Genomic DNA, 24,374 nt, shown 5'->3' with positions numbered 1-24,374 from the left:
CCGATGAAACTGGACGAGTACGTCGACCTCGAACGCAACGAGCGCGCGGAGCGTCGACGACTCGCTGCGGACAAATCTTACGACATCCTCGAGCACCTGGAGACGTTCCAGGATCGCTTCGAGGAGACGGTACAGGGTGACTCCCTGTACGGCGGCGTCTCGCCGTCGATCTTCGTCGGCACGTCGAACTACCCGCGGGTCTCGACGGGACTGCTCTCGCCGGTCGGCCACGACGAGGATGCCGAACGGTTCGAGACCTCCGGCGCGTGGTACGACGAAGGCGTCTCCATCTCCGACGTCTTCGCCCGGCGGACGTCGCTTCTGAACTCCAATACCGCCCAGGAGGTCACGAACGTCGCCGACTCCTGGGACGGCTTCCTCGGCACCCAGCGGGAGGTGGCGATCGCTGACCGGCCCGTGACGGTCGAAATCGGCCTCGACGAGCGCCCGGAGGTCGACCTCGACGTCGGCGTCGAGGACGTGGCCACGCCCGTCGGGCCGCGCGCCCGCGCTCGCTCGGCGGAACTCGCGGAGAACCCCCACGTCCCGCGACCGGTCAAGAAGACCTTAGAGGACGACGACTGGAACGCCGAGGGCGCGATCAACTACCTCTACCGCCGCGGCTTCGACGTCTACGACGTCAACACGATCCTCTCGGCGGGCGCGCTCGGGCAGACCGACCAGCGGCGACTCGTCCCCACGCGGTGGTCGATCACCGCCGTCGACGACACCGTCGGCCAGTACCTCCGGGGACGGATCCGGACGAACCCCGGGATCGACCGCGTCGAGGTCCACCGCAACGAGTTCCTCGGCAACGCCTTCTGGGTGATCCTCGCACCGGGCGAGTGGGAGTACGAACTCGTCGAGATGAAGGCGCCGGGCAGCGTCTGGAACCCCGACCCCGAGGCGGGGATGTACCTCGCCGCCGACTGGGAGGGCCAGGAGGGCCGGACGGGCTACGTCGACGAGACCGCGGGCGCGTATCACGCCGCACGACTCGGCGTGCTCGAACACCTCGACGAGCGCGACCGGCAGGCGAAGGCGCTCGTGCTCCGACACGTCTCCGACGACTACTGGGGGCCGGTGGGGGTCTGGCAGGTGCGGGAGACCGTCCGCGACGCCTTCGACGAGGAACGCGGCACCGCCGAGACCTTCGGCGGCGCTCTCCGTGGGGTCGCCGAGCACCTGCCGATCTCGCTGCCGATGCTCCGCCGGAAGTCGACGATGGCTGCCGGCCTCCAGACGACGTTCGGGGACTTCGGGTGATCGTCGGAGGCTATCGGGGCAGCGACCGTCGCTCCACCGGCCGGAACCGGCCCGCCGCGGCGGCGTCCGGGCGGTACTACTTTAACGATCCGACTCGACGTACCACCGGAGGTCTACACGGTGGAAATCTCAGATAAACTCCTGTGTCTGTTCAACGCGGACGTTCGTTCCGAAGAGGACCGGTACGTCGTCGAAGTACCGAAACGCGAGGTCGAGACCGGTTCGATCGATCCCGGCGAAACGTACCGCGTGGCTCTCATCTCCCGAACAGTCGAATCCGACAGCGACTCGACGGAGTCGGACCGACCCACCTCGGAGCCGCAGCCACCGGTCGAACCCGGCGAACTGCGCTACGTCGAGATCGAGGACATCGGCAAACAGGGCGACGGGATCGCCCGCGTCGAGCGCGGCTACGTCATCATCGTCCCCGACACAGAGGTCGGCGACCGGGTGAAGATCGAGGTCACCGAGGTCAAGTCAAACTTCGCTGTCGGCGAAGTGATCGAAGAAGAACTGTAAACGACTCGCCGCTCACCTGCCGCCGCTCGCCCTCCACTTTCTTTCCGCCGGCAGTCCACACTCGGCCGTTCGTCGTTTGCGCCCGCTTTTTCCCCGTCAGTCCGCACTCGGCCGTTCGTCGTCCGGATAACCGCCGGTGAAGGTCGCGAAGTCGATCTCGGGGCTCGGCACCGCCGCCGGGGAGTCGTAGGGGCGATTCACGACGATATCGCCGGCCGTCCGGTCACCGATGCCCGGGATCGCGGTGAGTTCGTCCATCGTGGCCGCGTTCGGATCGAGCGGATACGGGACCCCGGTGACCGAGCGGTAGCCGTGATCGACGACCGCGACGTCGATGGTCCGTTCGAGTTCGCGCTCGCCCGGAATCCCGACCAGCAGGGGGTAGGTCCCCAACTGTCGGCCGAAGGTCCGCCCGTCCTGGTGGTATTCCAGGTGGACGTCCGGCAGCACCGTCCCGACCGGTGCGAGTCGGCGCAGCATCGGCTGATCGATCTCCTCGCGGACCTCGCGTTTGTACGCCTTGAACCGCTTTTTGTGCTCCGTGGCGATGTTGGCGCCCTCGTCGGCCATCTCGGTGCCCTCGAAGGCCATCACCTGCCGGATGTTGATCCGGCGGACCATCAGCCCGGCGTCGTAGACGCGCTGGAGGAACGCCTTGTTGTGCTCGAACGTCTCCGCGCGCTCGCCTTTCAGCCCGTGGAGGAGGTTGATTCCCGGGAGGAGCTTCGGCAGTCGGTTCGCGGCGTCGTCGCCGTGGGTCGGCGCGTCGGCGCGGTCGTCGCCCGGGCGCCATCCCGCCTCCTCGTTGACGATCTTCACCGCCTCGAAGCACTCGTCGGCAGTGACGTTCAGGTGGTTTTCCTCCTGGACGACCGGATCGGCCGACTCCAGGCCGAACGCCGCGGTGTCGCCGGGGGTGTTGTGCTCGGCGATGATCCGGATCCCCTCTCTGGCCTTTTCGGGCCACTTGACGACGGTGATCGGGTTCATATTGTCCAGATGCAGCGTCCCGAGGTCGGGTGCGACCTCCCGGATACCGCCGTAGAGTTGCCGGAGCGCGTCGGGGTTCGGCGCCTCGCCGTCGCCGCCGTACGCGAGGATGTCGGCCTGGCGGCCGATCCGGAAGTGCCGGACGCCGCGGTCGTAGAGCGCCTCGACCTCGCCGACGACAGACGGCGGCGAGCGGAAGGAGGGGTCGCCGTACATCGGCTCCGTGCAGAACGAACACCGGTAGGCACACCCGCGGGAGGTCTCCAGTTCGCAGATGAGGTAGTCTGGGTGGTTCGGGTGCTGCTCGACGACGAACGCGCCCTTCGCGGCCCAGCGGTCGAGTTCGTCGTTGTCGCGGTAGCGGTTCTCGAAGCCCTCCAGGCCGCTGTCGACGAGGTCGTACGCCGCAGCCTCGACGTCGGCCATCGCGAGGAAGTCGTAATCGAGGTCCTGCCGCTGCATCTCCTGGGCGCCGGCGTTCTCCTCGCCGACGCCGAAGCGGATCGGCCCGCCCATCACGGAGACGCCCTCAGCGACCCAGGCGAGTTCCCGTACTTCGTCGGGCTCTGCGGGCGTTCCACCGACGTAGCTGCCGGGGACGGTCATCCCGCCGAGGTAGACGAAGAGATCCGCGTCGGCGACGTCGGCCCACTTGCGGCGCTCCTCGCGGAGTTCGTCGATGGTGTGGTAGGTGATGTTCGACTCGGGGACGCCCGCGTCGACGATGGCACCGGCCGTGAATCGGGGGTACGTCGAGATGTACGGCGGCACGCCGAAGTGCGCCGGCTCGTCGACGTACCCGTCGACGATGGTGACGGCGAGGTCGGCCGGATCGGTCATACACGGACACAGACGGCCGAGCGGTAAAACGCTCACTCTCTGTGGACGCGCGACGGGCGCTACGGACGACGGCGGTGATGATACCGACGGCGACGATGACGACCGCCGGGCGTCGTCCGCCGTGCCGACGCCCTTCAGGTCCCGACCGCAAGACCGGTTAGGCCGCGGGTCGCTTCCGGAGGTATGAGCGAGGAATCGGACCCAGACGCCGACTCGGGCGCTGCCGCGGCAGTGACGCTACGCGCCGCTCGCCCGGCCGACGCCGAGGCGGTCCGGAACATCTACGCGCCGTTCGTCCGCGAGTCGCCGGCGACGTTCCGCACCGAAGTGCCCTCGATCGCGGCCGTCGAAGGCGACATCCGTGAGAAGCGCGAGCACGACGAGTATCCGTGGTACGTCGCGGTCGCTGAGACTTCCGCCGAGGCGGGCGACGTCGCAGGCGATCCCAGTTCGGGAACAGTCGTCGGCTACGCCTACGGCAGCCAGCTCCGCGAACGCCCGGCGTACCGCTGGGCGGTCGAGACGTCGATCTACGTCGATCCCGCGACCCACGGAGCCGGGGTCGGAACGGCGCTCTACGACCGGCTGCTGGCGACACTCCGTGAACAGGGCTACTGTTCGGCCTACGCGGCGCTCGGGATGCCGAACCCCGAAAGCGAACGGTTCCACGAGCGACACGGGTTCGAGCGCGTCGGGACGTTTCCCGCCGCGGGGTTCAAACTCGGCGAGTGGCACGACGTCGTCTGGTACCACAGACGGCTGCGGGAGCCCGACGGCGACCCGGCGGAGCCGCGGCCGGTCTCGGCGGTCGACGACCAGTAATCAGTAAGCGGGACCGACTCCCCACGGCAAACCTCCCCAGAGTCGCCACGTTCAAGCGCGCCGGCCGAGTTGGGGCCGACAACGATGACACGAAGCGTCTGGCTCAAAGCCGACGACGCCGTCGGCGACTGGGAGACACGGAAACGGCGGATCACCGCGGGACTCGAAGCCGGCGTCGACTGGGTGCTCGTCGACGAGGCCGACGTCGCGCGCGTGAAGTCGCTCGGGAACGTCTCGGTGGCCGCGTTCCGCACGAACGCCGAGACGAGTCTCATCGACAACGTGAGCGACGAGGACGACGAGGCGGACACGGACGTCTACGAGGACGAGTTCGGAGACGCGGAACCGGACGCGTACGTCGTCGGGAAGAGCGGCGAGGGCGACGGCACGGTCGATCTCCCCGGCGACTTTTCGGGGTCCGCGGATCTCACGACCCTCCGCCGGGAAGACGAGCGCGCGCAGGGTGCCTACGTCCGGATCTTCTCCGAAGACTACGAGGCGTTCGCCGAGGAGGCCGCCGGCGAGGCCGAGTACACCATCGTCGTCGGCGAGGACTGGACGATCATCCCGCTGGAGAACCTCATCGCGCGGATCGGTGAGGAGACCGACCTGATCGCCGGTGTGACGACGGCCGAAGAGGCCAAGACCGCCTTCGAGACGCTCGAACTCGGCGCCGACGGCGTCCTCCTGGATTCGGACGACCCCGACGAGATCAGACGGACAGTCGAGATCCGCGACGAGGCCGAACGGGAGACGCTGGACCTCCAGTGGGCGACCGTGACGGGCGTCGAACGCACCGGAATGGCCGACCGCGTCTGCGTCGATACGGGGAACCTGATGGACCACGACGAGGGGATGCTCGTCGGGAGTATGAGCCGCGGGCTCTTTTTCGTTCACGCCGAGACGGCCGAATCACCGTACGTCGCCTCGCGGCCGTTCCGCGTCAACGCCGGCGCAGTCCACGCTTACGTGCGCACGCCCGACGGCGGCACGAAGTACCTCTCGGAACTCAAGAGCGGCGACGAGGTGCAGGTCGTCGACAGCGACGGCAAGACCCGGGAGGCGGTCGTCGGCCGCGTGAAGATCGAGAAGCGCCCGATGTTCCGGATCGAGGCCGAGGTCGACGGCGACCGGGTCGAGACCCTGCTGCAGAACGCCGAGACGATCAAAGTTCACACCCGCGAGGGCCGGAAGGCCGTCACGGACCTGGCGGAGGGCGACGAAATCCGCCTGTACTACGAGCAGACCGCGCGGCACTTCGGCGAGGCCGTCGAGGAGAGCATCATCGAGAAGTAGCGCTCATACTGAGTACTCTCGCTGTTTCCCGCCGAGCGCCGCCAACAGGGGTGGCGCTCGGGGAGAAGAGACGAGAGTAATCAGTATCAGTTTTCGGGCTGGGGGTCTTCCCACTCCAACTCGATCGTACACCACGGGCAGAAGTCGATCTCGGTGTCGAGTTCGCCGCCGCAGTTCGGACACTGCGGCTCGTCGGTCGTTCGCGGACCGACGGCGGCCAGTCGATAGGCGTCGAACGCGCTGAGCAACAACAGGCCGAAAAGCGGGATCGTGACGGTGGCGGGGAGGTCGGACGGTTCCAGCGCCGCGAGCGCGCCTGGATCCGAGAGGCTCAAGATCGCCGGGTCGGCGAAGACCGAGAGTAACACGAGCGTCGCGCCCACGACGAACGTGAACCAGGCGGCGGCCCGTCGCCACCGCCGGAGATACAGGTGTCCGGCCCCGGCGATGCCGAGGCTGGCACCGAGGACAGCAACGAGCGTCGCGATCAGCGCGCGGCGACGAGTTCCGGTCACGTCAGTAGTCGACGCCGTCACGACTCTTAAACGTCCGGAAAAAGCGTGACGATCACGTCACCGTAGCAGCGCGGCGGAATCGGCGCTTTAAGCGATTCCGATGCTCTCTTCGGCTTCCAGCAGTTCGTGGTAGCGGTTGCGGATCGTGACCTCGGAGATGTCCGCGACCTCGCTGACAGCCGCCTGCGTGGTCTTCTCGTTGGTGAGGAGCGCAGCGGCGTACACTGCGGCGGCCGCGAGGCCGACCGGCGACTTCCCGGAGTGGACGCCCTTTTCTTTGGCGTTCTTTAGCAGCTGGCGGGCGCGCATCTTGGCCTCGTCGGAGAGGCCGAGTTCCGAGGCGAAGCGCGGGACGTACTGTTCTGGATCCGCGGGCTTGACCTCCAGCGAGAGCTCGCGGGCGATGTACCGGTAGGTCCGTGCGACCTCGCTCTTCGGGACGCGGGAGACCTCCGCGATCTCGTCCAGCGAGCGGGGGACGCCCGCCATCCGCGCTGCGGCGTACACACACGAGGTGGCAACGCCCTCGATGGAGCGGCCAGGGAGAAGGTCCTCGTCGAGCGCGCGGCGGTAGATGACCGACGCTGTCTCGCGGACGTTCTCGGGGAGACCGAGCGCGGAGGCCATCCGATCGATCTCGCCGAGGGCCTGCTTGAGGTTCCGCTCTTTTGAGTCGCGGGTGCGGAACCGTTCGTTCCACTTCCGGAGCCGTTGCATCTTCTGGCGCTGGTTCGACGACAGGGAGTTGCCGTAGGCGTCGCGGTCGCGCCAGTCGATGTTCGTCGACAGCCCCTTGTCGTGCATCGTGTTCGTCGTCGGCGCGCCAACGCGGGACTTCTGGTCTTTCTCCTTGGAGTCGAACGCGCGCCACTCGGGGCCGCGGTCGACCGAGTCCTCGGTGATGACCAGTCCACAGTCGTCACAAACGGTCTCACCGTGCTCGTCGTCCGCGACGACGTTGCCGCCACACTCCGGACACCGAAGCTCCTCGTTTTCGCTCTCGGTTTCGGTCTCTTCTTCCTCTTCTCCGGGCCGAACCCAGCGCTGACCGGCCGAATCGCCGCCTCGGCCGTCGTTCGTTCGCGACTCGTCTCTCGTGCTCGCGTTCACGCGAGTGTAGGTACTCTTCTCGCTCATCGGTATACGACGAATGCCCCGTGCCAGGGATACGGATGTGAGAGGCCCGGAGCGGTCCGTACCAACTCCACCGACGGAGAATATAAAAAGCGTTCGGAATCGGTCGCCCGAAACGCGCGCACAGCCCCCGATCGAGCGGTCTGTCGACAACGACCGTGATAGTTTATATAGGGGTTACGGCGGCTCGCGTCCGCCAGCCCGCAACGCACTTGTCGTCGCCGTTCGAGTGACGGGTATGGAATCGTCCGGCGCCGACGATGGGGCGGTCGAACGCGTCGTCTCCCTGGCCCCGAGTGCGACAGCGACGCTGTCTGCGATGGGTGCCGGCGACCTGATCGTCGGCGTCACGACCCATTGTGGGCTCGACCGTCCGGTCGTCGGCGGCTGGCTGAACCCAGACTACGACTATCTGGCCGAACTCGCTCCCGACCTCGTCTGCACGGCCGACGGGTTGCAGGCGGAGATCGCCGCCGAACTCCGCGAGCGCGGCTACGACGTCTGCCACGTCGAACCCGACTCCCTCGATGCAGTCGTCGACTCCTTTGCGACGCTCGGCCGTGCGGTCGGTCGGCCGGAAGCGGGCGAACAGTTGGCGGCCGACTGTCGAGATCGGCTCGCCGCAGTCGAAGCGCGAGTCCCGCCGAGGGGACGCGACGAGGGTGATCCGCGCCCGGTCGTCTACTGCGAGGAGTGGGGCGATCCGCCGATGGCCGCCGGAAACTGGGTCCCCGAGGCGGTGGAAACAGCCGGGGGCCGATATCCGTTCTGCGATCCCGGTGACCGGTCCCGGGAAGTCTCCCGCGAGCGGGTCGAAGGCGCCGATCCCGACCACGTCGTCATCCACCACTGCGGACACGGCGACCGCGCCGATCCGGGCCTCCTCGCCGACCGGGGGTGGGACGTCGACGGCGCGGTCCACGTGCTCGACGACGACTTCCTGAACCAGCCGAGTCCGGCGCTCGTCGAGGGGATCGAGACGCTCGCGGATCTGCTACACGGCGAGAACCAGTGAGCCCCCGGAAACGGGGTTCCGGTATCGAGCGGGCGTTTATATACGAAGCCGAGGCCAGCGGGCGTATGCGGTGGAATTCGACCCGCGTCGGGGAGCGGTTGCTCGGCACGTCGGCGCGGGACGGTGCCCAGAGAGGGCTGTGCCGACTGTTCGCTACGATTCTCACACGGCAGATCGCCGGCCAGAAGCGACACACGTAACGCCTGGAGCCGTCCACACGCGGGTATGCGAATCGCAGTCGGCAGCGGGAATCCGGTGAAGCGCGACGCAACGGTCCGCGTGTTCCCGGACGCGACGGTCGTTTCAGCGCCGGTTCCGTCCGGCGTGAGTGAACAGCCGATCGGCCACAGCGAGACGCGAGCGGGCGCGAGAAACCGAGCGGAAGCGGCGCTGGACGCCGACGCGGGAGGGACAGACACCGACGCTGCCGCCTCCGACCTCGGCGTCGGCATCGAGGGGGGCGTCGCTGGGGCCGGTCCTGGCGGAGACGGCGCGATCGACCACGGGACCGCACCCGACGCGCTTCAGCTCGTGATGTGGGCTGCGGTCACCGACGGCGACCGGTGGGGCGTCGGCTCCGGGCCGAGCCTGCCGCTGCCGGCGTCGATCGGCGAGCGGGTCCGCGACGGCGAGGAACTGGGCCCGGTGATGGACGACGTCCTCGGGGAATCCGACGTCGCGAAAAAGCAGGGGGCCGCGGGCGCATTCACGGCGGGTCAGTTGAAGCGGACGGACGCGCTGGCGGCGGCCGTGGCAGCCGCAGCGTCGCCGTTCCTGAGCGATCTCTACTGAGCCGGAGACCGGACGTTCTCTCCCGGCAACCCGATCAGTCGAGTTCTGGCGCCTCGTCCCCCGCCTCGCGAACCTCCCGGGTCTCCTCGACGGCAGTCGTCAGCGAGACGTTGAGCGCGAGCATCGAGCCGTAGCCGCCGACGACCGTGACCAAGTTCTTCACGGCGTGGTCGAGCACGGCTGCGCCGAGGGCGAGTTCGGCACCAAGCGGCGTCAACCCGACCACGAGCAGCGTGAATGCCCCCTCGTAGAGGCCGACGCCGCCGGGCGAGAGCGGGAGCACTTTCGCGAGGTTGCCGACGCTCACCGCAAAGAAGGAGACCGCCACGAGTTCGACGAACGGGAGACCGGGTGAAAAGGCCGCCAGCACCAAGAGCGCGGTCACGACGTCGAGCGTCCAGATCGCGACGCTCGTCACGCCGACGCGGGCGAAGCCGCCCCGGGTACCGGCGACCGCCTGGAGGTCACTGACGAACCGGCTGATGACACCCGCGACGAAGTCGGCATAAGAGTCGGTGCTCACCCGGTACACGAGCGCGGTGACGTAGTCTCGATCGCTCCGCGCCGAGAGTGCGATGACGACGACGGCCGCGACGGCGGCGAGTCCCACGGCCATCGCGACGAGGACAGCCACGCGGCCGGCGCCCTCCGCCCCGACGACGGTCCGGGCGAGTTCGGCAGTCTGGCCCGTGGCCGTGTAGCCGATGAGGACGACGCCAGCCATCGACGCGATGGTGAGCAGGTCGAACACCCGCTCGGCCGCGAGCGACGCGAACCCGGTCGGATACGGGATGCCGCGTCTGGCCTTCACAACGTAGGCCCGGATCAGATCGCCCGCGCGGGCGGGGAAGACCAGGTTTCCGGTCTGGCTGATGAACACCGCGCCGGTGAGGAAACCGAGTTTCTCGTGAAACCCGAGTTCCGCGAGGATGTCACGGTAGCGCTGACCGCGCAACGGCCACGACAGCACGTACACGAAGGTGGCAATCCCGACAAGGAGGGGATCGGCCTCGCGCATCTCGTCGAACACCGTGCCGAAATCGATATACTGCGTCATCAGGGCGAGAGCAAGCACCGCCAGCACCGCGCCGGCGCCGATGCTGACACGTCGCGAGAGCCGCGGCCGGACCGAGAGCTGCCAGAACGTCCGGAGAATCTGGCTGCCCATCCCCAGAACGTCGCGGACGAGGTCGACCTTCGTATCACCCTTCGGCGTCCACTCGACGGGGAACTCCGCGACCTCGTAACCGGCCCGCTGGGCACGCACGAGCATCTCCGTGTCCCAGAACCAGTGGTCGTCCTCGACGTCAGTCCGGAGGTCCTCGAACGCCTCCCGACTGAACGCTTTGAAGCCGCACTGGTGGTCTCTGAGATCCGAGCGGAGAACGGTCCGAACGAGTCCGTTGTACACCCGACTCGGAACGCCGCGTTTCGCCGGCCGATCGGCCCGGTTGCCGGGAAGCCATCGGGAACCGGTCGCAACGTCCGCGGCGCCGGAGCGAACGCGGTCGACGAGCTCTTCGAGATGCCGCATATCGGTCGCGAGATCCGTGTCGAAGTACACGAGCGTCTCGCCCTCGGCGGCCGCGAAGGCGCGTTCCAGCGCCCCGCCACGCCCCAGTCGCTCGTCGCTGTGGACGTGTCGGATCCGCTCGTCGGCGGCTGCGAGCCGGTCGGCAATCTCAGGCGTCCGGTCGTCGCAGCCGTCCTCGGCGACGATGACCTCGAACGTGCCGGCTGGGAGGAACGAGGCGAGCGTCCGAAGCGTCGTCTCCACCGTCTCTTCGATCGTCTCCGCTTCGTTGTAGGCCGGGAGGACGACGCTCACTTCGACGTCGGCCGCGGCGGCGCTACCGCCGCGCGTCGAGTTGGGTTCCGTGTCCTCCCGGCGACCGTCCATTACCCGACGATGGCCGTGGCGAGGGTATCAACTTTCTGCCTTCGCGTGGCTACTGCCCCCGTAATCTCAACGAGTTAGGTGACCGTACCCAGCGGCGGGGCCTACGAGGCCGGTCGGGCTGCTCTCGCGGCAAAAATCGAACGACAGCGCGGTGTTAACTTCGTGTACCAAACCCCTCATACGGCGGCAGTCTGTAGAGGGAAGGTATGAGCACGACCGCCGCGACGCCACCCACGACGGATCTCACCGAGAAGCAGCGCCGGATCCTCCAGTACCTCCGTGCCAACGTCGACGAGCGGACGTACTTCAAATCGCGGCTCATTGCCGAGCATCTGGAACTCTCCGCCAAGGAGGTCGGCGCCAATATGCGTGCGATCATCGACGGCGACGTCGACCTCACCGTCGAGAAGTGGGGCTACTCCTCGGGGACGACCTGGAAAGTAACACGCTGAGCGGGACGATCGAACGCGAAACACAGTCTTATCCGTTCGGAGTGGCAATTTTGCAGCGTTAATGGACGAGACGACCCCGAAACGGCGACGGTTTCTGGAAGGCATTAGCGTCGGCGGCGGGATGCTGCTGGCGGGCTGTACGGACCAACTCGACCTCGGCGGCGAGAGCGGCACTGCCGCACAAGCCGACGACGACGCGAGCGTCGGAAGCGTCGCCGCCATCGCGAACGTCGATCAGAAAGCACTGCAGGAGGAACAGGTCGCACTCCAGGAGGAACTCCAGAACGGGAACATCACCCAGGAGGAGGCCCAAGAGGAGTTCGCCGAGATCCGCGAGGAATACCTGAACGAGGCAATCGACGCTCTCACCGGCACCGTCGCGGAGACGTCGGGCGCGGATGTCGACGAGGAGTACCGATCGTTCGGCGCCGTCGTCGTCTCGGGTGAGCCGGCCGCCCTCCTGAGTCTAGTCAACGCAGAATCCGTGAGGGCGCTCGTGTCGACCGCTGACGTCGAAGAGAGCGTCGGAACCGAGACGGAAACGCAGGGCTGAGATTTTCGAACGAGAGCTGTAGGGACAGTCGGTGTGGTGGTCGAGTCGACGAACGCCCGACCGCTACGGATCGTATTCGAGCAGCGAGTCGGCGTCGTCGGCCAGGGCTGCCGCGTCTGGGCCGAACGAGTCAGCGTATCTGACGACGAGCGTCAGGAGCGTTTCCGGGCGTTCCACGGCGTAGGCGCCCTCCCGTGAGAGCACGCCCGCCTCGTCGAGTTCGCGCGCGTAGCCGCTGATAGTCGCCCGCGAGACGTCGAGCCGATCGGCGAGCGCCGAGCCGCTGGCGCCCGGACTCCGGAGGAGTTCGACGAGCATTCCGCGGGGCGTCCGGCGGCGGAGATAGCCCAGCGCGACCTGCTCGAACGCCGAGAACCGATCGGCCGGGAAGAAGCGCTTGTAATCGCCGTCGCGCCGGTAGACGAGCACGTCGTCGTCCAGAAGCGTCCGGAGATGGTGTTGGGTCTCGCCGGTGCCGAGCCCGAGATCGTCACGGATCTTCGAGAAGTGTGCGCCGGGCGTCGATGCGACGTACCCGACGATGGCGTCGCGCGCGTCGCTCGTGGTGTCGGATTCGGCGTCGGCGCCCTCGCTGGCACCGAGCCCGACGAGCGGCGAGGCCGCTCCGAACGCCGCGAAGCGTCGGAGCGTCGCCCGCTTGTCCTCGTCGATACGGTGATCCGACATATGATTTGGCACACGTAGGCGTCAACCAGTCAAAAGGGCTTCGTTCGGGTCGATCCTGCCGGCGGGCCGCTGCGTCGCTCCGGCGGGCCGTCGGAGATTACTCCCGTTCTTTTTCCACAGCTGGCTCTGCCTCCTCGGACTCGCCGTCGCTGTCCTCCGGTGGGACCGTGCCGTCCCCGACGTCCTCGGGACCGGACATTGTCGTCTCCTCGTCGACTTCGGTGATGACGTCGTCGGCGTCTTTGATGTCCGTCCCCGCGCCGCGTTTGATCGCCTCGGCCTCCTGTTCGAGTTCCTCGACGTCCATCTCGGTCGCGGCGTCGATCTGGCCGAGGATCTCCTCGATGTTGTCGAGCCCGAGCAGTTCGCGCGTCTCCGCGTCGAACTCGAGGCTGTCCAGCCCGGCGGACTCCTGCACGTCGGAGTCGGTCAGCTGCCGGCCGTAGCGCCCCAGCAGGCTCGTGAGCTCCTGCGGGAGGACGAACGTCGTCGACTCGCCCTGACCGATCGTCTCTAAGCTCTCCATTCCCTTCTCGATGATCGCCCGCTCGCCCATCGATTCGGCGGACTTCGCACGGAGCACCGTCGAGATGGCGTCACCCTGCGCTTCGAGGATCTGGCTCTGCTTTTCACCCTGTGCGCGGATGATGTTCGACTGCTTTTCACCCTCCGCCTGCTCGACTGCAGAGCGCCGTTCACCCTGCGCTTCGAGGATCATCGCCCGGCGACGACGCTCGGCGGACGTCTGCTGCTCCATCGCCTGCTGGACGTCCTTCGAGGGGTTGACCTCGCGGACCTCGACGCTCTCGACGCGGACCCCCCACTCGTCGGTGGGCTCGTCGAGTTCGCGACGGATCCGGCCGTTGATCTCCTGCCGCTTGTTGAGCGTGTCGTCGAGTTCCATATCGCCGATGACGGCCCGCAGTGTGGTCTGTGCGAGATTCGAGACCGCGCGCTTGTAGTCGTCGACCTCCAGGAACGCCTTCTTGGCGTCCATCACCTTGATGTAGACGACAGCGTCGGCGGTGACCGGCGAGTTGTCCCGCGTGATCGCTTCCTGCCTGGGGACGTCGAGCGTCTGGGTCCGCATATCGAACGCGTACGTCCGCGAAACGAACGGGGGAATGAAGCTGATCCCCGGTTGCAGCAGTTTCCGGTACTCGCCGAACACCGTGAGCGCCTTTTTCTCGTAGGCATCGACGATCTCGACCATCTGGTAGACGGTGACGATCGCCAGGAGGAGCACGAGTATCCCCACTGTCGGGATACCGAACGCCGGCTGTAGCGGAACGGGACCAAATGCCATACCCGGAATTAGGCTGTCGCGCTGATAAGCGTTGGCCTGTCAGGGGGTAACGCCGCGTTCACCGAATCAGCGAGAGCAAAAGCGAGGGGGCCGGCTCCGAGGGTGAACCGGTGTGACAGCGCCCTCGCAGCGGTCAGTTCCGTTCCGTTTCGGTCTCCGTTTCGTCCTCGCGCTCGGCGGTGGTTTCGTCGTCAGCGTGTCCATTCGTCGTTTCACTGCTATCCGCGGCCTCCGCCTCGCGTCCGCGATCCAGTTCGCGATCGATCTGGTCGTAGCCGCCCGACATCGATTCGACTGTTACCACGTTTCCACCGCCGGGGTCGAGGACGACCACCTCGGTGTCGACCGGGATCTCGCCGTCGACGGAGCGCGCGGAGTAGTAAGGGTTGAAGCCGCCATCGTCGAGTTTGACTTCGCCGCCGGTGGGCGTGACGCGTTCCGTGACGCGGCCAGTCCGCCCCTGGAGGCTCGCCGAGTCGCTGGTCTGCCCGGAGCCTTTCCCGCCGTAGAGATCGAACTCGCGGTAGCCGTAGAGCGCCAAGGCGCCGAAGATCAAAACCAGGGCGCCGAGGACGATCGGGGACGCGAGTGGGCCAATGAGGAGTCCGACGAGCCCCGCAGCGAGGAGCGCGATCCCGAGGACGATGAAGTGCGCTCCGGGCGCCAGCGCCTCGAGGACACTGATTCCGACCCCCGCAGTGACGAGCAAAAGCGGCAGCGTCTCCGGGGGAATCGAGAGCTGTAGGGCGGCCGAGAGCGCTCCATCGAGCATACATCCTGTAGGGCTGGCGGACGATTAAGCGTTGTCACGGGAGGGTGGCGCATCTGCCGACGCCTCGGAGCCGGCGCCGACGCTGGCGTTCGGGAAGTCGAGAAAGACGCTCGTTCCCTCGGTCGAGACGTCGAAGTCGACGGACCCGCCCAGGGAGACGACGCCCCACTTCACGATCCACAGGCCGAGTCCGCTGCCGTGTTCGAGTGCCGTCTCCTCGGTTTCGTCGAGCACGCCGAGTTCGTGCTCGGGTATCCCCGGTCCGTCGTCGCGGATCTCGATCGTCACTCGATTCCCGGCCCGGTCGACCGCCGAGACCCGGACGGTCGCTCTCGGAGAACCGCTGGGGTTGTGTTCGAGGGCGTTCTCCAGAAGGTTCTCGAAGACGATCTCCAGAAGCGACGGACTCGCCCGCACGCGGAGGTCGGCGGGAAGGTCGATGGTGATCGCTTCCGGCGAGTCCTCGCCGGCGAGTTCGGCGGCAACTCCTGCGACGATGGGCCGGAGGGCGACCGGTTCGGGATCGTCGTCGATATCGAGGGCGCGCTCGATGTCTCTCGCCTTCTCGCCCAGCGTCAGCACCGCCGCAGTGTTGCGTTCGGCAGTCTGGAGCATTCCCGCCAGTTGCTCGTCGTCGACGCGCTCCTCGGCCATCTCCAGATATCCGTGGACGACGTTCAGATCGTTCCGCAGATTGTGTCGTAGCACCCGGTTGAGGACCGCCAGCCGCTGTTCGCGCCGCCATTCCTCGGTGATGTCCTGCAGGACGATGGTGTCGCCGACGGCGGTGCCCGAGGAATCCGTGAGCGGCGACGTCGTGACCGCATACTCGCGGCGGCGGCCATCGACGGTGCGTGCGAGTGTCTCTGTCTCGCCGTCGAGGTCGATATCGGGCAGGTGTGCCGAGAGCTGTCGGCCGAGCGCGTCGCTCGCGTCGACGCCGAGAATCTCCGCCGCCTCGTCGTTGAGTTCGATGATCCGCGTCCCGGTGTCGACGATCACGACCGCAGTGCCGAGGTTGTCGATCGCGGCGCGGTCTGCGACCCGCCGGGCCGCCGGGACCATCTCGAACATATCCCGCGAGAAGAAGGCGTACATATCGAACGCCAGGTGGACCGGAAACAGGAGCGGCGTGAGGTTCAGCGGCGGCATCGTGCCGGTCTCGACCAGCCAGAGGAGGAAGGGCAACCCCGGGAATACCGGCGATATCGCGATCGCTGCCGCCTGCGTCCGGTACAGCGGCCCGTAGCTGAAGACCGTATCCGCGAGGAGAAACGACGCGACGGCGATCATCAGGACGAAGCCCGCCGCGTTCACGAACAACCACGGCTGGTGGGTGTAGGCGACCGTCGCCAGCCCGAAGACGGGTTCGATCCGGTAGTTGCTCCAGGCGATGCCGTGGATCGGGTTCGTGACGACGATGAGGGTATGGAGAACCTGCAGGGAAACGACGCCGGCCATCACCTTCGACCGGAGGAGCGCCGCCCGGCCGGTGTACTCGAAGGCGAAGGCGAGGAAGAACACGCCGATGAAGTTGATCGCAAGCCAGATCGGGATCTCGAACGCCGCCCGGAGCGCCGGATCGAAGACGAACAGCGCGGCGCCGTAGGACAGCGACCACAGCGCCTCACACGCGATCGTCGCGAGGAAAAAGCGGCCACCGAGCCGGTTCCGGTACGGCCAGAGGTAGCGAAGGAACCAAAGGGAGATGGCGCCCGACGCCAGCGCCGCGATCGCCAGCCACGGGAGCGAGTGAAACACGGACACTCCGGGGGAGAACCCTGACTGATAAAAAATTACGGTGGGCCCGTCGGATCCGCACAGGAATCTACCGGCTCGGCGATCAGCCGCTTGTGTCCGCCATCGTGGCCTCCGGCGTCAACGACGTCGACCGCTCGAAGCGCACGCCGCCGTCGCCCTCGTACAGCAGGGTCGCGCTCTCGGTGTCCGCGGGGACGCTGAAGACAGTCCACACCTCGCGGTTCTCGCCCGGTTCGAAGAGCCCGGCGCTCGGGAATCCTGTCGCGCCGTCGAGTGGCTGGTGGCCGTAGCGCTCGCCGCTGACCTCGATCGAAAGCGCCGTCTGGTCGAACTGCGTCGGGGAGTCGGCGCCGTTGGTGACGTTCATCCGCACGAGGACGAACGTCTGTCCCTCGGGCGCGTCGTACGTCGTCCCGTTTACCGTCAGTGAGTCGGTGGTCCGTGCGTTCCAGTAGACGTCGAGCGTCGCGTTCGCGCCGGCCGTCGACACCGACGAGACCTCGACGCCGCCGTCGCTGCCCGCTCCGAACGGACTGACAGCCCCCAAGCCGACGGCGGGACCGACCATCGCGCCGATCACGAGCGCGACGACCAGCACGATCGGCAGCGCGGCCAGCGGAACCGACCGCGAGGCGAGCGATCGGCCACCTGATTCGTCGGCGTCGTCATCGTTCCCCGTGTAGGTGACGCCCACGTCGCCGCTGATCTTCGCGCTCACCCACGCGACGGCCGCGGCCACGAGCGAGGCGACAGTCGGAACGATCCCGGAGATCCCGTCGGGGAGCGCGTCGGTCGATACCGGCACGCCGAGGTCGCGGAGTCGCCCTGTGACCGCCTCGAGCCGACTCGTCTCGGTGTAGCGCTGCAGGACCGCCGCGAGGTCGCCCTCCTCGACTGTGTCTGCGAGTTTCGAGCGGTCGAGGAGGTGGACGCTCCGCTGGGCGGCGACCCGCTGGGCACCCTCCGCGAACGCACCCTGCGTCGCGACGACGGCGACGTCGATGCTTCGCTTCCGGCAGAAGCGGACGAACTGCTTCAGGTGCCGTTCGGTCACGGTGGCCGTCGTCGTCGGGAAGACGTAGATCACCCCGCGTTTGCCGTCGCCGCGCTTCCCGATGACGAACCGCGTCTCGTCGGCCCGCTCCTTGACCGAGACGTCCCACCCGCGCTCGCTCCACAGGTCCGCGAGGAACGAGACGAACTCCTCGGGTTCGAGTTCCGGGATCACGCCGAACCACCCCGTCGTGCGAGGAGCGCACCGGCGCCGAGAAGCGCCGCGATCGTTACACCCGGCGACAGCGGGAGGCTGGACTGGGAGACTCCCGACGGCGGCAGCGGCGTCCGCGTCTCGACGGGGTACGGTGTCGCCGTCGCGGTCCTCGTCGCCGTCGTCGTTGCCGTCTGCGTCGCCGTGCTCGTCTCCGTCGGCGCCGGCGGGAACTCGATTCTGGCGCTGTCGCCGACGACGTCCCCGTCGGCAGTGTATGGCCGCGCGTCGGGGTCGTAGGAGTCGTTGCCGCCGGCACGGACCAGTTCCGCGCGGAGCGTCTGCGTCTCGAACAGCGGCGTGCCCAGTTCCGCCGCGATGTCGTCGTGGCGCCCCGGGTCGAGATAGTCGCTGCGGCCGACCGGTGAGCCGTTCTCGTCTACGAGCCGGACGAACCCGCCCGCGGGGACTTCAGCGCTGGCGACAGTGACGGCGGTCCCGTTCACGGTCTGGTTTTCGAGTCGGACGCTCGGATCGGGCGCGACGAGGTGGACGTCCTGGGCGGTTTCGAGGAAGTGATTGCGGACCCAAAGCGTCGCGTTCGTCCCCCGCGAGACGGAGCCGAGAGCGAACGAGGTCTCGAAGCCCCCGTCGGGACCGACAGTCACCTCGCGCAGTTGGAGAAAGGCGTTCGGATCGGGCGAACGCAGGCGGACTTCGAGTGCCGTGTTCGGCGCGCGGTTCGTCTCTCCGGTCACGACGAAGGCGTCGTCGTCCCACGGGTAATGCGTGGAGTCGTTGGCCGGCGACAGCGACACGGTCTGTCGCTCCAACTGGAACGTCGTCGTCGCGAGCGTGGTCGTCGAGTCGACGAAGCCGCTCTCCCCGGTGAGCGAGAACTCCGCCCGATAGCGGTTCCGTTCGGTCTGGGATTCGATGTCGACCCCCGAGGTGTTCCAGAGGACGTAGATCTCGTCCTCGGCGAGGTTCGGCAGCACCGCGACGTCCGCGGAGTCGGTCGCGACGTACTCCCGCGGCTGGTGGTTCGGGCCGGGATCGACCTGGGTGAAGTTGACCTTGAGTCCGTTTGCGGCCGCGCTCCCGGTGAGGTCACTCCCGTTCACCGCCGTCTCTAGTCCGCTCTCCTCGATTCGGAGGACGGCGTAGTCGCCGCGGGCGACGGTCGATCCCGCGGTCATCGTCCCCTGTAGTTCCCCCACGTCGGCGTCGCCGTCCTCGCCGCCGCCGACGTACTCCTCGGGCGAGAACGCGCCGGGAGCGCGGTACCGCTCGACGGTCGTCTCGCCGCGTGGTTCGACGGTGAGCGTCCCGAGATCGTACTCGACGCCGTCGATCTCGACCCGCATCAGGTAGTCTTCCGGTTCGAGTGGTTCGTCGATGGGGCGGGAATGGAGCGTCGGCGACCCACCCTCGACGAACTCGTTGGGATCGGCCGCAGTCGTCCGGCGGGTGTCGATGACGACTTCCGTGGTACCGCTCCCGCCCAGAGCGACCGAGAGGTGGAAGCCGTACTCGGGGCCGCCAACGGTGAGGTTCGCGGCCTCGGAGTGGCTGACGGTGATCGTCACCTCGTCGCCGCGAGTGACGCTTACGTTCTGCTCGCCGAAGGACGCGGAGGCGTCGTCCACCTGCGCCGAGCGGTCAGCGCCGACGTCGGTTGCGCCCGTCGGTCGACTGACGAGTCCTGACACCGGAGCCGCGCCGCTGACGAGGAGGGCGACGATCACCACGAGAGTGACGAAGGTGTGGACGTGGGCCATCGGCGAGACGGTCGTTACGCAACGCTACCCGCGGTCTCGCATAAAGCGCTACGGTCGCAGCATCAGAACTGATAACCGTTCGGGAGGCCGTCGAGCGATCCGAACGCGGGGACCGAAGCCGTGAGAACGGAACTCAGAGCACGCCGGGAACGATCGCAGTCGCCAGCAGTCTCGCCGTTCAGAGCACGCCGGGAACGATCGCAGTCGCCAGCAGTCTCGCCGTTCAGAGCACGCCGGGAACGATCGCAGTCGCCAGCAGTCTCGCCGTTCAGAGCACGCCGGGAACGATCGCAGTCGCCAGCAGTCTCGCCGTTCAGAGCACGCCGGGAACGATCGCAGTCGCCAGCAGCCCCGCCGTTCCGAGAACGCCGAGCACGACGAACAGGGCGTTCTCGGCGGTGGGCGTCTCCGGTTCGATCGGCTCGCGGGGGAACGGGAACTCCTCGTCGTCGACCATCCCGCTGTCGGCTTCTGCGCCATCGCGAGTGTCGGCCGCAGAATCCCCCTTCACGTGAGGGATAGGGCGGGGAGCGACATCGTCCGCTGAGTTCTCGGAGTCGTCACCGCGGCCGACCGAACTGCTGTCGGACGCAGGATCGATGTCGTCGGAATCGGTCATTACCCCTTGTACGTCCGCGACGGAAAAAGGCCTGCCGCTCGCGGCTACTGATTCGCCAACTCGCGGTCGCGGTGACTGATGAGGTCGCCCTCGTAGACCACGCCCCGGCCGGCGAGCAGGGTCAGGGTCGTCCCCGAAGACAGCCGTTTCGGGAGCGGCGCCCCGGAGATCATCGGAATACCGAGTTCCCGGGCGATGATCGCGGGATAGCCCGTCATCCCGGGTCGTGCGTCGACGATGCCCGCGATCTTCGACGTGTCGCCGTGGAACTCCCCCTCGAACGTCGCCGGGAGCGAGAGGATCGCCCCCTCCGGAACTGCGGAGAGGTCACCGTCCTCGGAGACGGCGAGGGGGCCCGCAGCGCGTCCGGCGACGACCTTCCGGCCCGTGGCAACGGTCTCGGCGGCGACGTGGAGTTTCAGCATATTCGTCGTGTTCGTCCCCTCGAGTTCGGTCATCATCCCCGAGAGGACCACCAGCGTGTCGCCGGAGCGTGCGACTCCGGCGCCGAGGGCTGCTTCGACGGCGTCGTCCATCATCTGGTCGATGTCCTCCCGGTACGACGAGTACATCGGGATGACGCCCCACGAGAGCGCGAGTTGGCGGCGGACCCGGTCGGTCGGCGTCGTCGCGACCACCGGCACCCCGGGGCGGAACTTCGCAGTTTTCCGCGCCGTGTAGCCGGACTCCGAGGCGGTGACCACCGCGCTGGCGCCGACGTCGCGCGCGAGATACCGCGCGGAGCGCGCCAGCGCCTCGGTCCGCGAGTCCTCTTCGGCGGCCGGGATCCGTCCTTCCCGCCCCTCGGCGTACTCCCCGCTGCTTTCGACCTGGCGGACGATCCGGTCCATCGTCTCCACGACCCGGGCGGGATCGTCGCCGATCGCAGTCTCCCCGGAGAGCATCACGGCGTCGGTGCCGTCGAGCACCGCGTTGGCGACGTCTGAGGCCTCCGCGCGCGTGGGACGCCGGGCGTGGACCATCGAGTCGAGCATCTCCGTGGCGGTGATGACCGGCGTGCCGGTGGCGTGGCACTTGCGGATGATGCGCTTCTGGATGATCGGGACGTCCTCCAGTGGCATCTCGACGCCGAGGTCCCCGCGGGCGACCATCACGGCGTAGGCGGCGTCGATGATCTCGTCTAAGTTCTCGACGGCGCCCGCGCGTTCGATCTTCGCGACCACCGGGATGTCGGCGCCGAGTTCCTCGAGCGCGTCGCTGATGGTGTAGACGTCCGCCGCCGACCGGACGAAGGAGGCCGCGACGAAGTCCGCCTCCGTCTCGGCGGCGAGTGCGAGTTCCGTTCGGTCGCGCTCGGTGATGAGGTCGATCCCGAGATCGACGCCGGGGAGGTTGACGCCCTTTCGTCCGGCGAGTTCCCCGCCGGAGTCGATCCGCGCGACGACGGTGTCGCCCTCGACCGCCGTGACGGTCGCCTCGATCCGGCCGTCGTCCAAGAGAATCACGTCGTCCGGTTCGGCCGCAGCGATCGAGTACGAGAGGCCAACAGTCTCCGGGTTTGCGTCCTCGCCCTCGCGGAAGCGCACCTCGCTACCGGTCTCCAAATGGATCGGCTCATCGAGGGGGGCTGTCCTGACCTCCGGTCCCTGGAGGTCGACCATCGCTGCCACCGGGCGGTCGACCACGTTGTCGACCGAGCGGATCCGGTCGATGATCTCGCGGCGGTGCTCCGACGTCCCGTGGCTCGCGTTGAGCCGCGCGACGCTCATCCCAGCGTCCGCGAGGGCCCGAATCGTGGATTCGTCGTCCGACGCCGGGCCGAGCGTGCAGACGATCTTCGCTCGTCTCATAGCAACCAATACTCGGGATCGAGTTAAAAAGACCGACGGTGCCGGGAGCCGCGGAGGAAACAGCGGTATTGCCCGCTTGAACGTCCGGAGAGGAACCGTTACCTGATCTTCGTGCCGGGCTCGGCGTCGCCGTGCGTCGTCAGGAGGTCCGCCTGCTCGCCCGCCGCGAGCAACATCCCGTTGGACTCGATGCCGAACAGTTCGGCCTTCTCTAAGTTGGCGACGACGACGATCTTCGTGCCGGGCAGCGAGTCGATGTCGTGGAGCTGTTTTATCCCGGCGACGATCTGCCGCTCCTCGACGCCGATGTCGACTGTCAGCTTCGCGAGCTTGTCCGCGTCTTCGACGCCCTCGGCGTCGAGGATCTCGCCGACGCGGATGTCGAGGTCCTGGAAGTCGTCGAAGCTGATCCGCTCGTCGGCGACCGGTTCGAGATCCGGCGCCGCGTCGTCTCCGTCGGCCGCGTCGTCGCCGTCGGCGCCCTCCTCAGCGTCTCCGTCGGTTTCGTCGCCCTCGTCGGCCGCCTCGGCGACCCGGTCTTCCAGTTTCGCGTTCAGTTCCTCGACGCGCTCCTCGGGGATCTTCTCGAACAGTTCGTCGGGTTCGTCGAACTCGCCGGCGGGCGGTTCGAGCGCGGCCTCGACCTCGACGGTGTGGACGTCGCCCGCCTCGTCGAGGTCGTCCCAGACGTGTTCGGCGGCCTCCGGGGTGATCGGCTCGAACAGCACGGCGACGGCCTTCGCGATCTGGACGCAGTCGCGGATGACCTGCGCCTTCTCGGGATCGTCGTCGTCGATTTTCCAGGGCTCGTTGCGCTGGATGTACTCGTTGCCGAACTGCGCGAGTCGGACCGCGCTTTCGCCGACCTCGCGGACGGAATAGTCGTTGACGCCGGCCTGGAACTCCTCGATCGCGGTCTCGATCCGCTCGCGGACGTCGGCCGAGAGGTCGACGTCGGGCGATCCCCCGAACTCGCGGGCGGCGAAGAGCAGCGAGCGGTAGACGAAGTTGCCGACGGTCCCGACGAGTTCGTTGTTCACGCGCTCGCGGAAGCGCCCCCACGAGAAGTCGACGTCCTGCTGGAACCCGCCGTTGGTCGCGAGGTAGTAGCGCAGCAGGTCCGGGCGGAACCCCTCGTCGAGATACTCGTCGGCCCAGACCGCGCGGTTCCGGGACGTCGAGAAGCCCTTGCCTTCGAGCGTGATGAACCCGGAGGCCATCACCGCGCGCGGTTCGGCGTAGCCCGCCCCGCGGAGCATCGCTGGCCAGAAGACGGTGTGGTGCTGGATGATGTCGCGGCCGATGATGTGGACGATCTCGCCGCCGTCGTCCCGCCAGACCTCCTCCCAGTCGAAGACGTCGGGCCCGACGCGCTCGGTGTACTGCTTCGTCGAGGAGATGTACTCGATCGGCGCGTCGACCCAGACGTAGAGCACGAGGTCCTCGTCGCCGGGGTAGTCGACGCCCCAGTCCATATCGCGGGTGATACACCAGTCTTTGAGTTCGCCCTCGATCCACTCTCTGGGCTGGTTCTGCGCGTTCGCGGTGCCTTCGAGGCGATCGATGAACTCGCCGAGATACTCCTGGAGATCGGAGACCGCGAAGAACTTGTGGCGGCGCTCGCGATACTCGGCGGGATTGCCCGTGATCGTCGAGACGGGATCTTCGATCTCGCCGGGTTCGAGGTGGCGGCCGCAGCCCTCGTCGCACTCGTCGCCGCGGGCGTGCTCGCCGCAGTACGGACACGCGCCCTCGACGAAGCGGTCCGGGAGCCAGTGGTCGGCTCCGGGGTCGTAGGCGACGGGGATCTCCTTCTCGTAGACGTATCCTTCCTCCTCCAGCGTCCGGACGATCTCCTGTGTCGTCTCGACGTTCGTCTCGTCGTGGGTGTGGCCGTAGTTGTCGAAGTCGACGTCGAACTTCGGGAACGTCTCCTCGTACTGTTCGTGGTGGCGGAGCGCGAACTCTTCGGGCGTGACGCCCTCCTCCGCGGCGTTGACGGCGACGGGCGTACCGTGCATATCCGACCCGCAGACGAACGCCGTCTCCTGTCCGAGTCGCTTCAGCGCGCGGCTGTAGATGTCGCCGCCGACGTACGTCCGGAGGTGGCCGATGTGCAGGTCGCCGTTGGCGTACGGCAGCCCGCAGGTCACCACCGCGGGATCCGCAGTCGGGAAGTCATCGTGGCTCATAGGAGACCGTCACGGCGGGGACACCAAAATCCCGCTGGTTCGGAGTCGGCGGGAGCACGTCCCTCGCTCGCCGCCCGCCACTCATACTGATCACTCTCGTCTCTTCCCGCCGAGCGCCGCCAATGAGGAGTCGACGACGAGCGT

22 protein-coding genes are annotated in these 24,374 nt (G+C 67.5%); 9 read left to right on the top strand and 13 right to left on the bottom strand.

All coding sequences use genetic code 11. The features are described 5' to 3' along the window. Nucleotides 1–3 precede the first annotated feature (3 nt). Both nreA and RJT37_RS07530 read left to right on the top strand, forming a co-directional pair. Nucleotides 4–1,266: a DNA repair protein NreA gene (nreA, locus tag RJT37_RS07535; RefSeq protein ID WP_313689107.1), complete on the top strand. Its 1,263-nt coding sequence runs from the start codon at nt 4–6 to the stop codon at nt 1,264–1,266. A gap of 120 nt (nt 1,267–1,386) precedes the next feature. Next, nucleotides 1,387–1,785: a TRAM domain-containing protein gene (locus tag RJT37_RS07530; RefSeq protein WP_313689105.1), complete on the top strand. Its 399-nt coding sequence runs from the start codon at nt 1,387–1,389 to the stop codon at nt 1,783–1,785. A 96-nt stretch (nt 1,786–1,881) separates the two neighbouring features. Here RJT37_RS07530 and RJT37_RS07525 read toward each other — a convergent pair whose 3' ends face one another. Beyond that, nucleotides 1,882–3,615: a radical SAM protein gene (locus tag RJT37_RS07525; protein WP_313689103.1), complete on the bottom strand. Its 1,734-nt coding sequence runs from the start codon at nt 3,613–3,615 to the stop codon at nt 1,882–1,884. A gap of 183 nt (nt 3,616–3,798) precedes the next feature. On the opposite strand from RJT37_RS07525, the gene RJT37_RS07520 reads away from it, so the two are divergent. Then, nucleotides 3,799–4,437 (top strand): GNAT family N-acetyltransferase, encoded by a 639-nt coding sequence (locus RJT37_RS07520; protein WP_313689101.1) that lies wholly within the window; start codon nt 3,799–3,801, stop codon nt 4,435–4,437. Nucleotides 4,438–4,521: 84 nt separating this feature from the next. Then, nucleotides 4,522–5,733, top strand: a complete 1,212-nt coding sequence (locus tag RJT37_RS07515; RefSeq protein ID WP_313689099.1) for a 3-dehydroquinate synthase II — start codon at nt 4,522–4,524, stop codon at nt 5,731–5,733. An 86-nt stretch (nt 5,734–5,819) separates the two neighbouring features. On the opposite strand, the gene RJT37_RS07510 is transcribed toward RJT37_RS07515, so the two are convergent. Both RJT37_RS07510 and RJT37_RS07505 read right to left on the bottom strand, forming a co-directional pair. Further along, nucleotides 5,820–6,248, bottom strand: coding sequence for a DUF7575 domain-containing protein (locus RJT37_RS07510; protein ID WP_313689098.1), 429 nt, complete (start codon nt 6,246–6,248; stop codon nt 5,820–5,822). Nucleotides 6,249–6,335: 87 nt separating this feature from the next. After that, nucleotides 6,336–7,385: a transcription initiation factor IIB gene (locus RJT37_RS07505; protein ID WP_313689096.1), complete on the bottom strand. Its 1,050-nt coding sequence runs from the start codon at nt 7,383–7,385 to the stop codon at nt 6,336–6,338. Nucleotides 7,386–7,620: 235 nt separating this feature from the next. On the opposite strand from RJT37_RS07505, the gene RJT37_RS07500 reads away from it, so the two are divergent. The 3 genes from RJT37_RS07500 (at nt 7,621) to RJT37_RS07490 (ending at nt 9,189) form a co-directional block, all read left to right on the top strand. Next, nucleotides 7,621–8,397: a cobalamin-binding protein gene (locus tag RJT37_RS07500; RefSeq protein WP_313689094.1), complete on the top strand. Its 777-nt coding sequence runs from the start codon at nt 7,621–7,623 to the stop codon at nt 8,395–8,397. A 65-nt stretch (nt 8,398–8,462) separates the two neighbouring features. Further along, nucleotides 8,463–8,597: a hypothetical protein gene (locus tag RJT37_RS07495; RefSeq protein WP_313689093.1), complete on the top strand. Its 135-nt coding sequence runs from the start codon at nt 8,463–8,465 to the stop codon at nt 8,595–8,597. Between the two features lie 25 nt (nt 8,598–8,622). After that, a complete protein-coding gene (locus RJT37_RS07490) occupies nt 8,623–9,189 on the top strand; it encodes a DUF84 family protein (protein ID WP_313689091.1) in 567 nt (188 codons plus the stop codon). Between the two features lie 34 nt (nt 9,190–9,223). On the opposite strand, the gene RJT37_RS07485 is transcribed toward RJT37_RS07490, so the two are convergent. After that, on the bottom strand, nt 9,224–11,089 hold the full coding sequence (locus tag RJT37_RS07485) for a flippase-like domain-containing protein (RefSeq protein WP_313689089.1): 1,866 nt from the start codon (nt 11,087–11,089) through the stop codon (nt 9,224–9,226). 206 nt (nt 11,090–11,295) lie between these two features. Here RJT37_RS07485 and RJT37_RS07480 point away from each other — a divergent pair, with 206 nt between their 5' ends. Both RJT37_RS07480 and RJT37_RS07475 read left to right on the top strand, forming a co-directional pair. Then, on the top strand, nt 11,296–11,541 hold the full coding sequence (locus RJT37_RS07480; RefSeq protein WP_313689087.1) for a DUF7123 family protein: 246 nt from the start codon (nt 11,296–11,298) through the stop codon (nt 11,539–11,541). Nucleotides 11,542–11,602: 61 nt separating this feature from the next. Beyond that, nucleotides 11,603–12,094, top strand: coding sequence for a hypothetical protein (locus RJT37_RS07475; RefSeq protein ID WP_313689085.1), 492 nt, complete (start codon nt 11,603–11,605; stop codon nt 12,092–12,094). A 63-nt stretch (nt 12,095–12,157) separates the two neighbouring features. Here RJT37_RS07475 and RJT37_RS07470 read toward each other — a convergent pair whose 3' ends face one another. From RJT37_RS07470 to metG, 9 genes are all read right to left on the bottom strand, one after another. After that, the gene (locus RJT37_RS07470; RefSeq protein WP_313689083.1) at nt 12,158–12,781 is read right to left on the bottom strand and encodes a winged helix-turn-helix transcriptional regulator; all 624 of its coding nucleotides are present in this window, start codon (nt 12,779–12,781) and stop codon (nt 12,158–12,160) included. A gap of 97 nt (nt 12,782–12,878) precedes the next feature. Next, nucleotides 12,879–14,087 carry an SPFH domain-containing protein gene (locus RJT37_RS07465; protein ID WP_313689082.1) on the bottom strand — a complete coding sequence of 403 codons (1,209 nt, stop codon included), beginning with the start codon at nt 14,085–14,087 and terminating at the stop codon, nt 12,879–12,881. A gap of 133 nt (nt 14,088–14,220) precedes the next feature. Beyond that, nucleotides 14,221–14,859: an NfeD family protein gene (locus RJT37_RS07460; protein ID WP_313689080.1), complete on the bottom strand. Its 639-nt coding sequence runs from the start codon at nt 14,857–14,859 to the stop codon at nt 14,221–14,223. 24 nt (nt 14,860–14,883) lie between these two features. Further along, nucleotides 14,884–16,620 (bottom strand): histidine kinase N-terminal 7TM domain-containing protein, encoded by a 1,737-nt coding sequence (locus RJT37_RS07455; protein ID WP_313689079.1) that lies wholly within the window; start codon nt 16,618–16,620, stop codon nt 14,884–14,886. Between the two features lie 82 nt (nt 16,621–16,702). Further along, nucleotides 16,703–17,848, bottom strand: a complete 1,146-nt coding sequence (locus RJT37_RS07450; protein WP_313689077.1) for a restriction endonuclease — start codon at nt 17,846–17,848, stop codon at nt 16,703–16,705. Further along, nucleotides 17,845–19,608, bottom strand: a complete 1,764-nt coding sequence (locus RJT37_RS07445; RefSeq protein WP_313689076.1) for a DUF7282 domain-containing protein — start codon at nt 19,606–19,608, stop codon at nt 17,845–17,847. Before RJT37_RS07445 ends, RJT37_RS07450 begins: the two co-directional genes overlap by 4 nt. Nucleotides 19,609–19,921: 313 nt before the next feature. Beyond that, entirely contained in the window at nt 19,922–20,227 is a 306-nt protein-coding gene (locus tag RJT37_RS07440) for a DUF7312 domain-containing protein (protein ID WP_313689074.1), read from the bottom strand. 44 nt (nt 20,228–20,271) lie between these two features. Further along, nucleotides 20,272–22,038 carry a pyruvate kinase gene (gene pyk / locus RJT37_RS07435; protein ID WP_313689072.1) on the bottom strand — a complete coding sequence of 589 codons (1,767 nt, stop codon included), beginning with the start codon at nt 22,036–22,038 and terminating at the stop codon, nt 20,272–20,274. 98 nt (nt 22,039–22,136) lie between these two features. Further along, nucleotides 22,137–24,230, bottom strand: a complete 2,094-nt coding sequence (metG, locus tag RJT37_RS07430; RefSeq protein WP_313689070.1) for a methionine--tRNA ligase — start codon at nt 24,228–24,230, stop codon at nt 22,137–22,139. Between the last annotated feature and the right edge of the window lie 144 nt (nt 24,231–24,374).

Source organism: Halobellus marinus, assembly GCF_032113415.1.
GTDB lineage: Archaea > Halobacteriota > Halobacteria > Halobacteriales > Haloferacaceae > Haloquadratum > Haloquadratum marinus.
Note: the sequence above shows the minus strand (reverse complement) of the source record. Positions and strands in the feature narration are given on the sequence as shown.

Coding starts and splice junctions, on each gene's coding strand:
- nreA (WP_313689107.1), top strand. CDS start 4: ATGAAACTGGACGAGTACGTCGACCTCGAACGCAACGAGCGCGCGGAG.
- RJT37_RS07525 (WP_313689103.1), bottom strand. CDS start 3,615: ATGACCGATCCGGCCGACCTCGCCGTCACCATCGTCGACGGGTACGTC.
- RJT37_RS07520 (WP_313689101.1), top strand. CDS start 3,799: ATGAGCGAGGAATCGGACCCAGACGCCGACTCGGGCGCTGCCGCGGCA.
- RJT37_RS07515 (WP_313689099.1), top strand. CDS start 4,522: ATGACACGAAGCGTCTGGCTCAAAGCCGACGACGCCGTCGGCGACTGG.
- RJT37_RS07505 (WP_313689096.1), bottom strand. CDS start 7,385: ATGAGCGAGAAGAGTACCTACACTCGCGTGAACGCGAGCACGAGAGAC.
- RJT37_RS07500 (WP_313689094.1), top strand. CDS start 7,621: ATGGAATCGTCCGGCGCCGACGATGGGGCGGTCGAACGCGTCGTCTCC.
- RJT37_RS07495 (WP_313689093.1), top strand. CDS start 8,463: ATGCGGTGGAATTCGACCCGCGTCGGGGAGCGGTTGCTCGGCACGTCG.
- RJT37_RS07490 (WP_313689091.1), top strand. CDS start 8,623: ATGCGAATCGCAGTCGGCAGCGGGAATCCGGTGAAGCGCGACGCAACG.
- RJT37_RS07485 (WP_313689089.1), bottom strand. CDS start 11,089: ATGGACGGTCGCCGGGAGGACACGGAACCCAACTCGACGCGCGGCGGT.
- RJT37_RS07480 (WP_313689087.1), top strand. CDS start 11,296: ATGAGCACGACCGCCGCGACGCCACCCACGACGGATCTCACCGAGAAG.
- RJT37_RS07475 (WP_313689085.1), top strand. CDS start 11,603: ATGGACGAGACGACCCCGAAACGGCGACGGTTTCTGGAAGGCATTAGC.
- RJT37_RS07470 (WP_313689083.1), bottom strand. CDS start 12,781: ATGTCGGATCACCGTATCGACGAGGACAAGCGGGCGACGCTCCGACGC.
- RJT37_RS07465 (WP_313689082.1), bottom strand. CDS start 14,087: ATGGCATTTGGTCCCGTTCCGCTACAGCCGGCGTTCGGTATCCCGACA.
- RJT37_RS07460 (WP_313689080.1), bottom strand. CDS start 14,859: ATGCTCGATGGAGCGCTCTCGGCCGCCCTACAGCTCTCGATTCCCCCG.
- RJT37_RS07445 (WP_313689076.1), bottom strand. CDS start 19,608: ATGGCCCACGTCCACACCTTCGTCACTCTCGTGGTGATCGTCGCCCTC.
- RJT37_RS07440 (WP_313689074.1), bottom strand. CDS start 20,227: ATGACCGATTCCGACGACATCGATCCTGCGTCCGACAGCAGTTCGGTC.
- pyk (WP_313689072.1), bottom strand. CDS start 22,038: ATGAGACGAGCGAAGATCGTCTGCACGCTCGGCCCGGCGTCGGACGAC.
- metG (WP_313689070.1), bottom strand. CDS start 24,230: ATGAGCCACGATGACTTCCCGACTGCGGATCCCGCGGTGGTGACCTGC.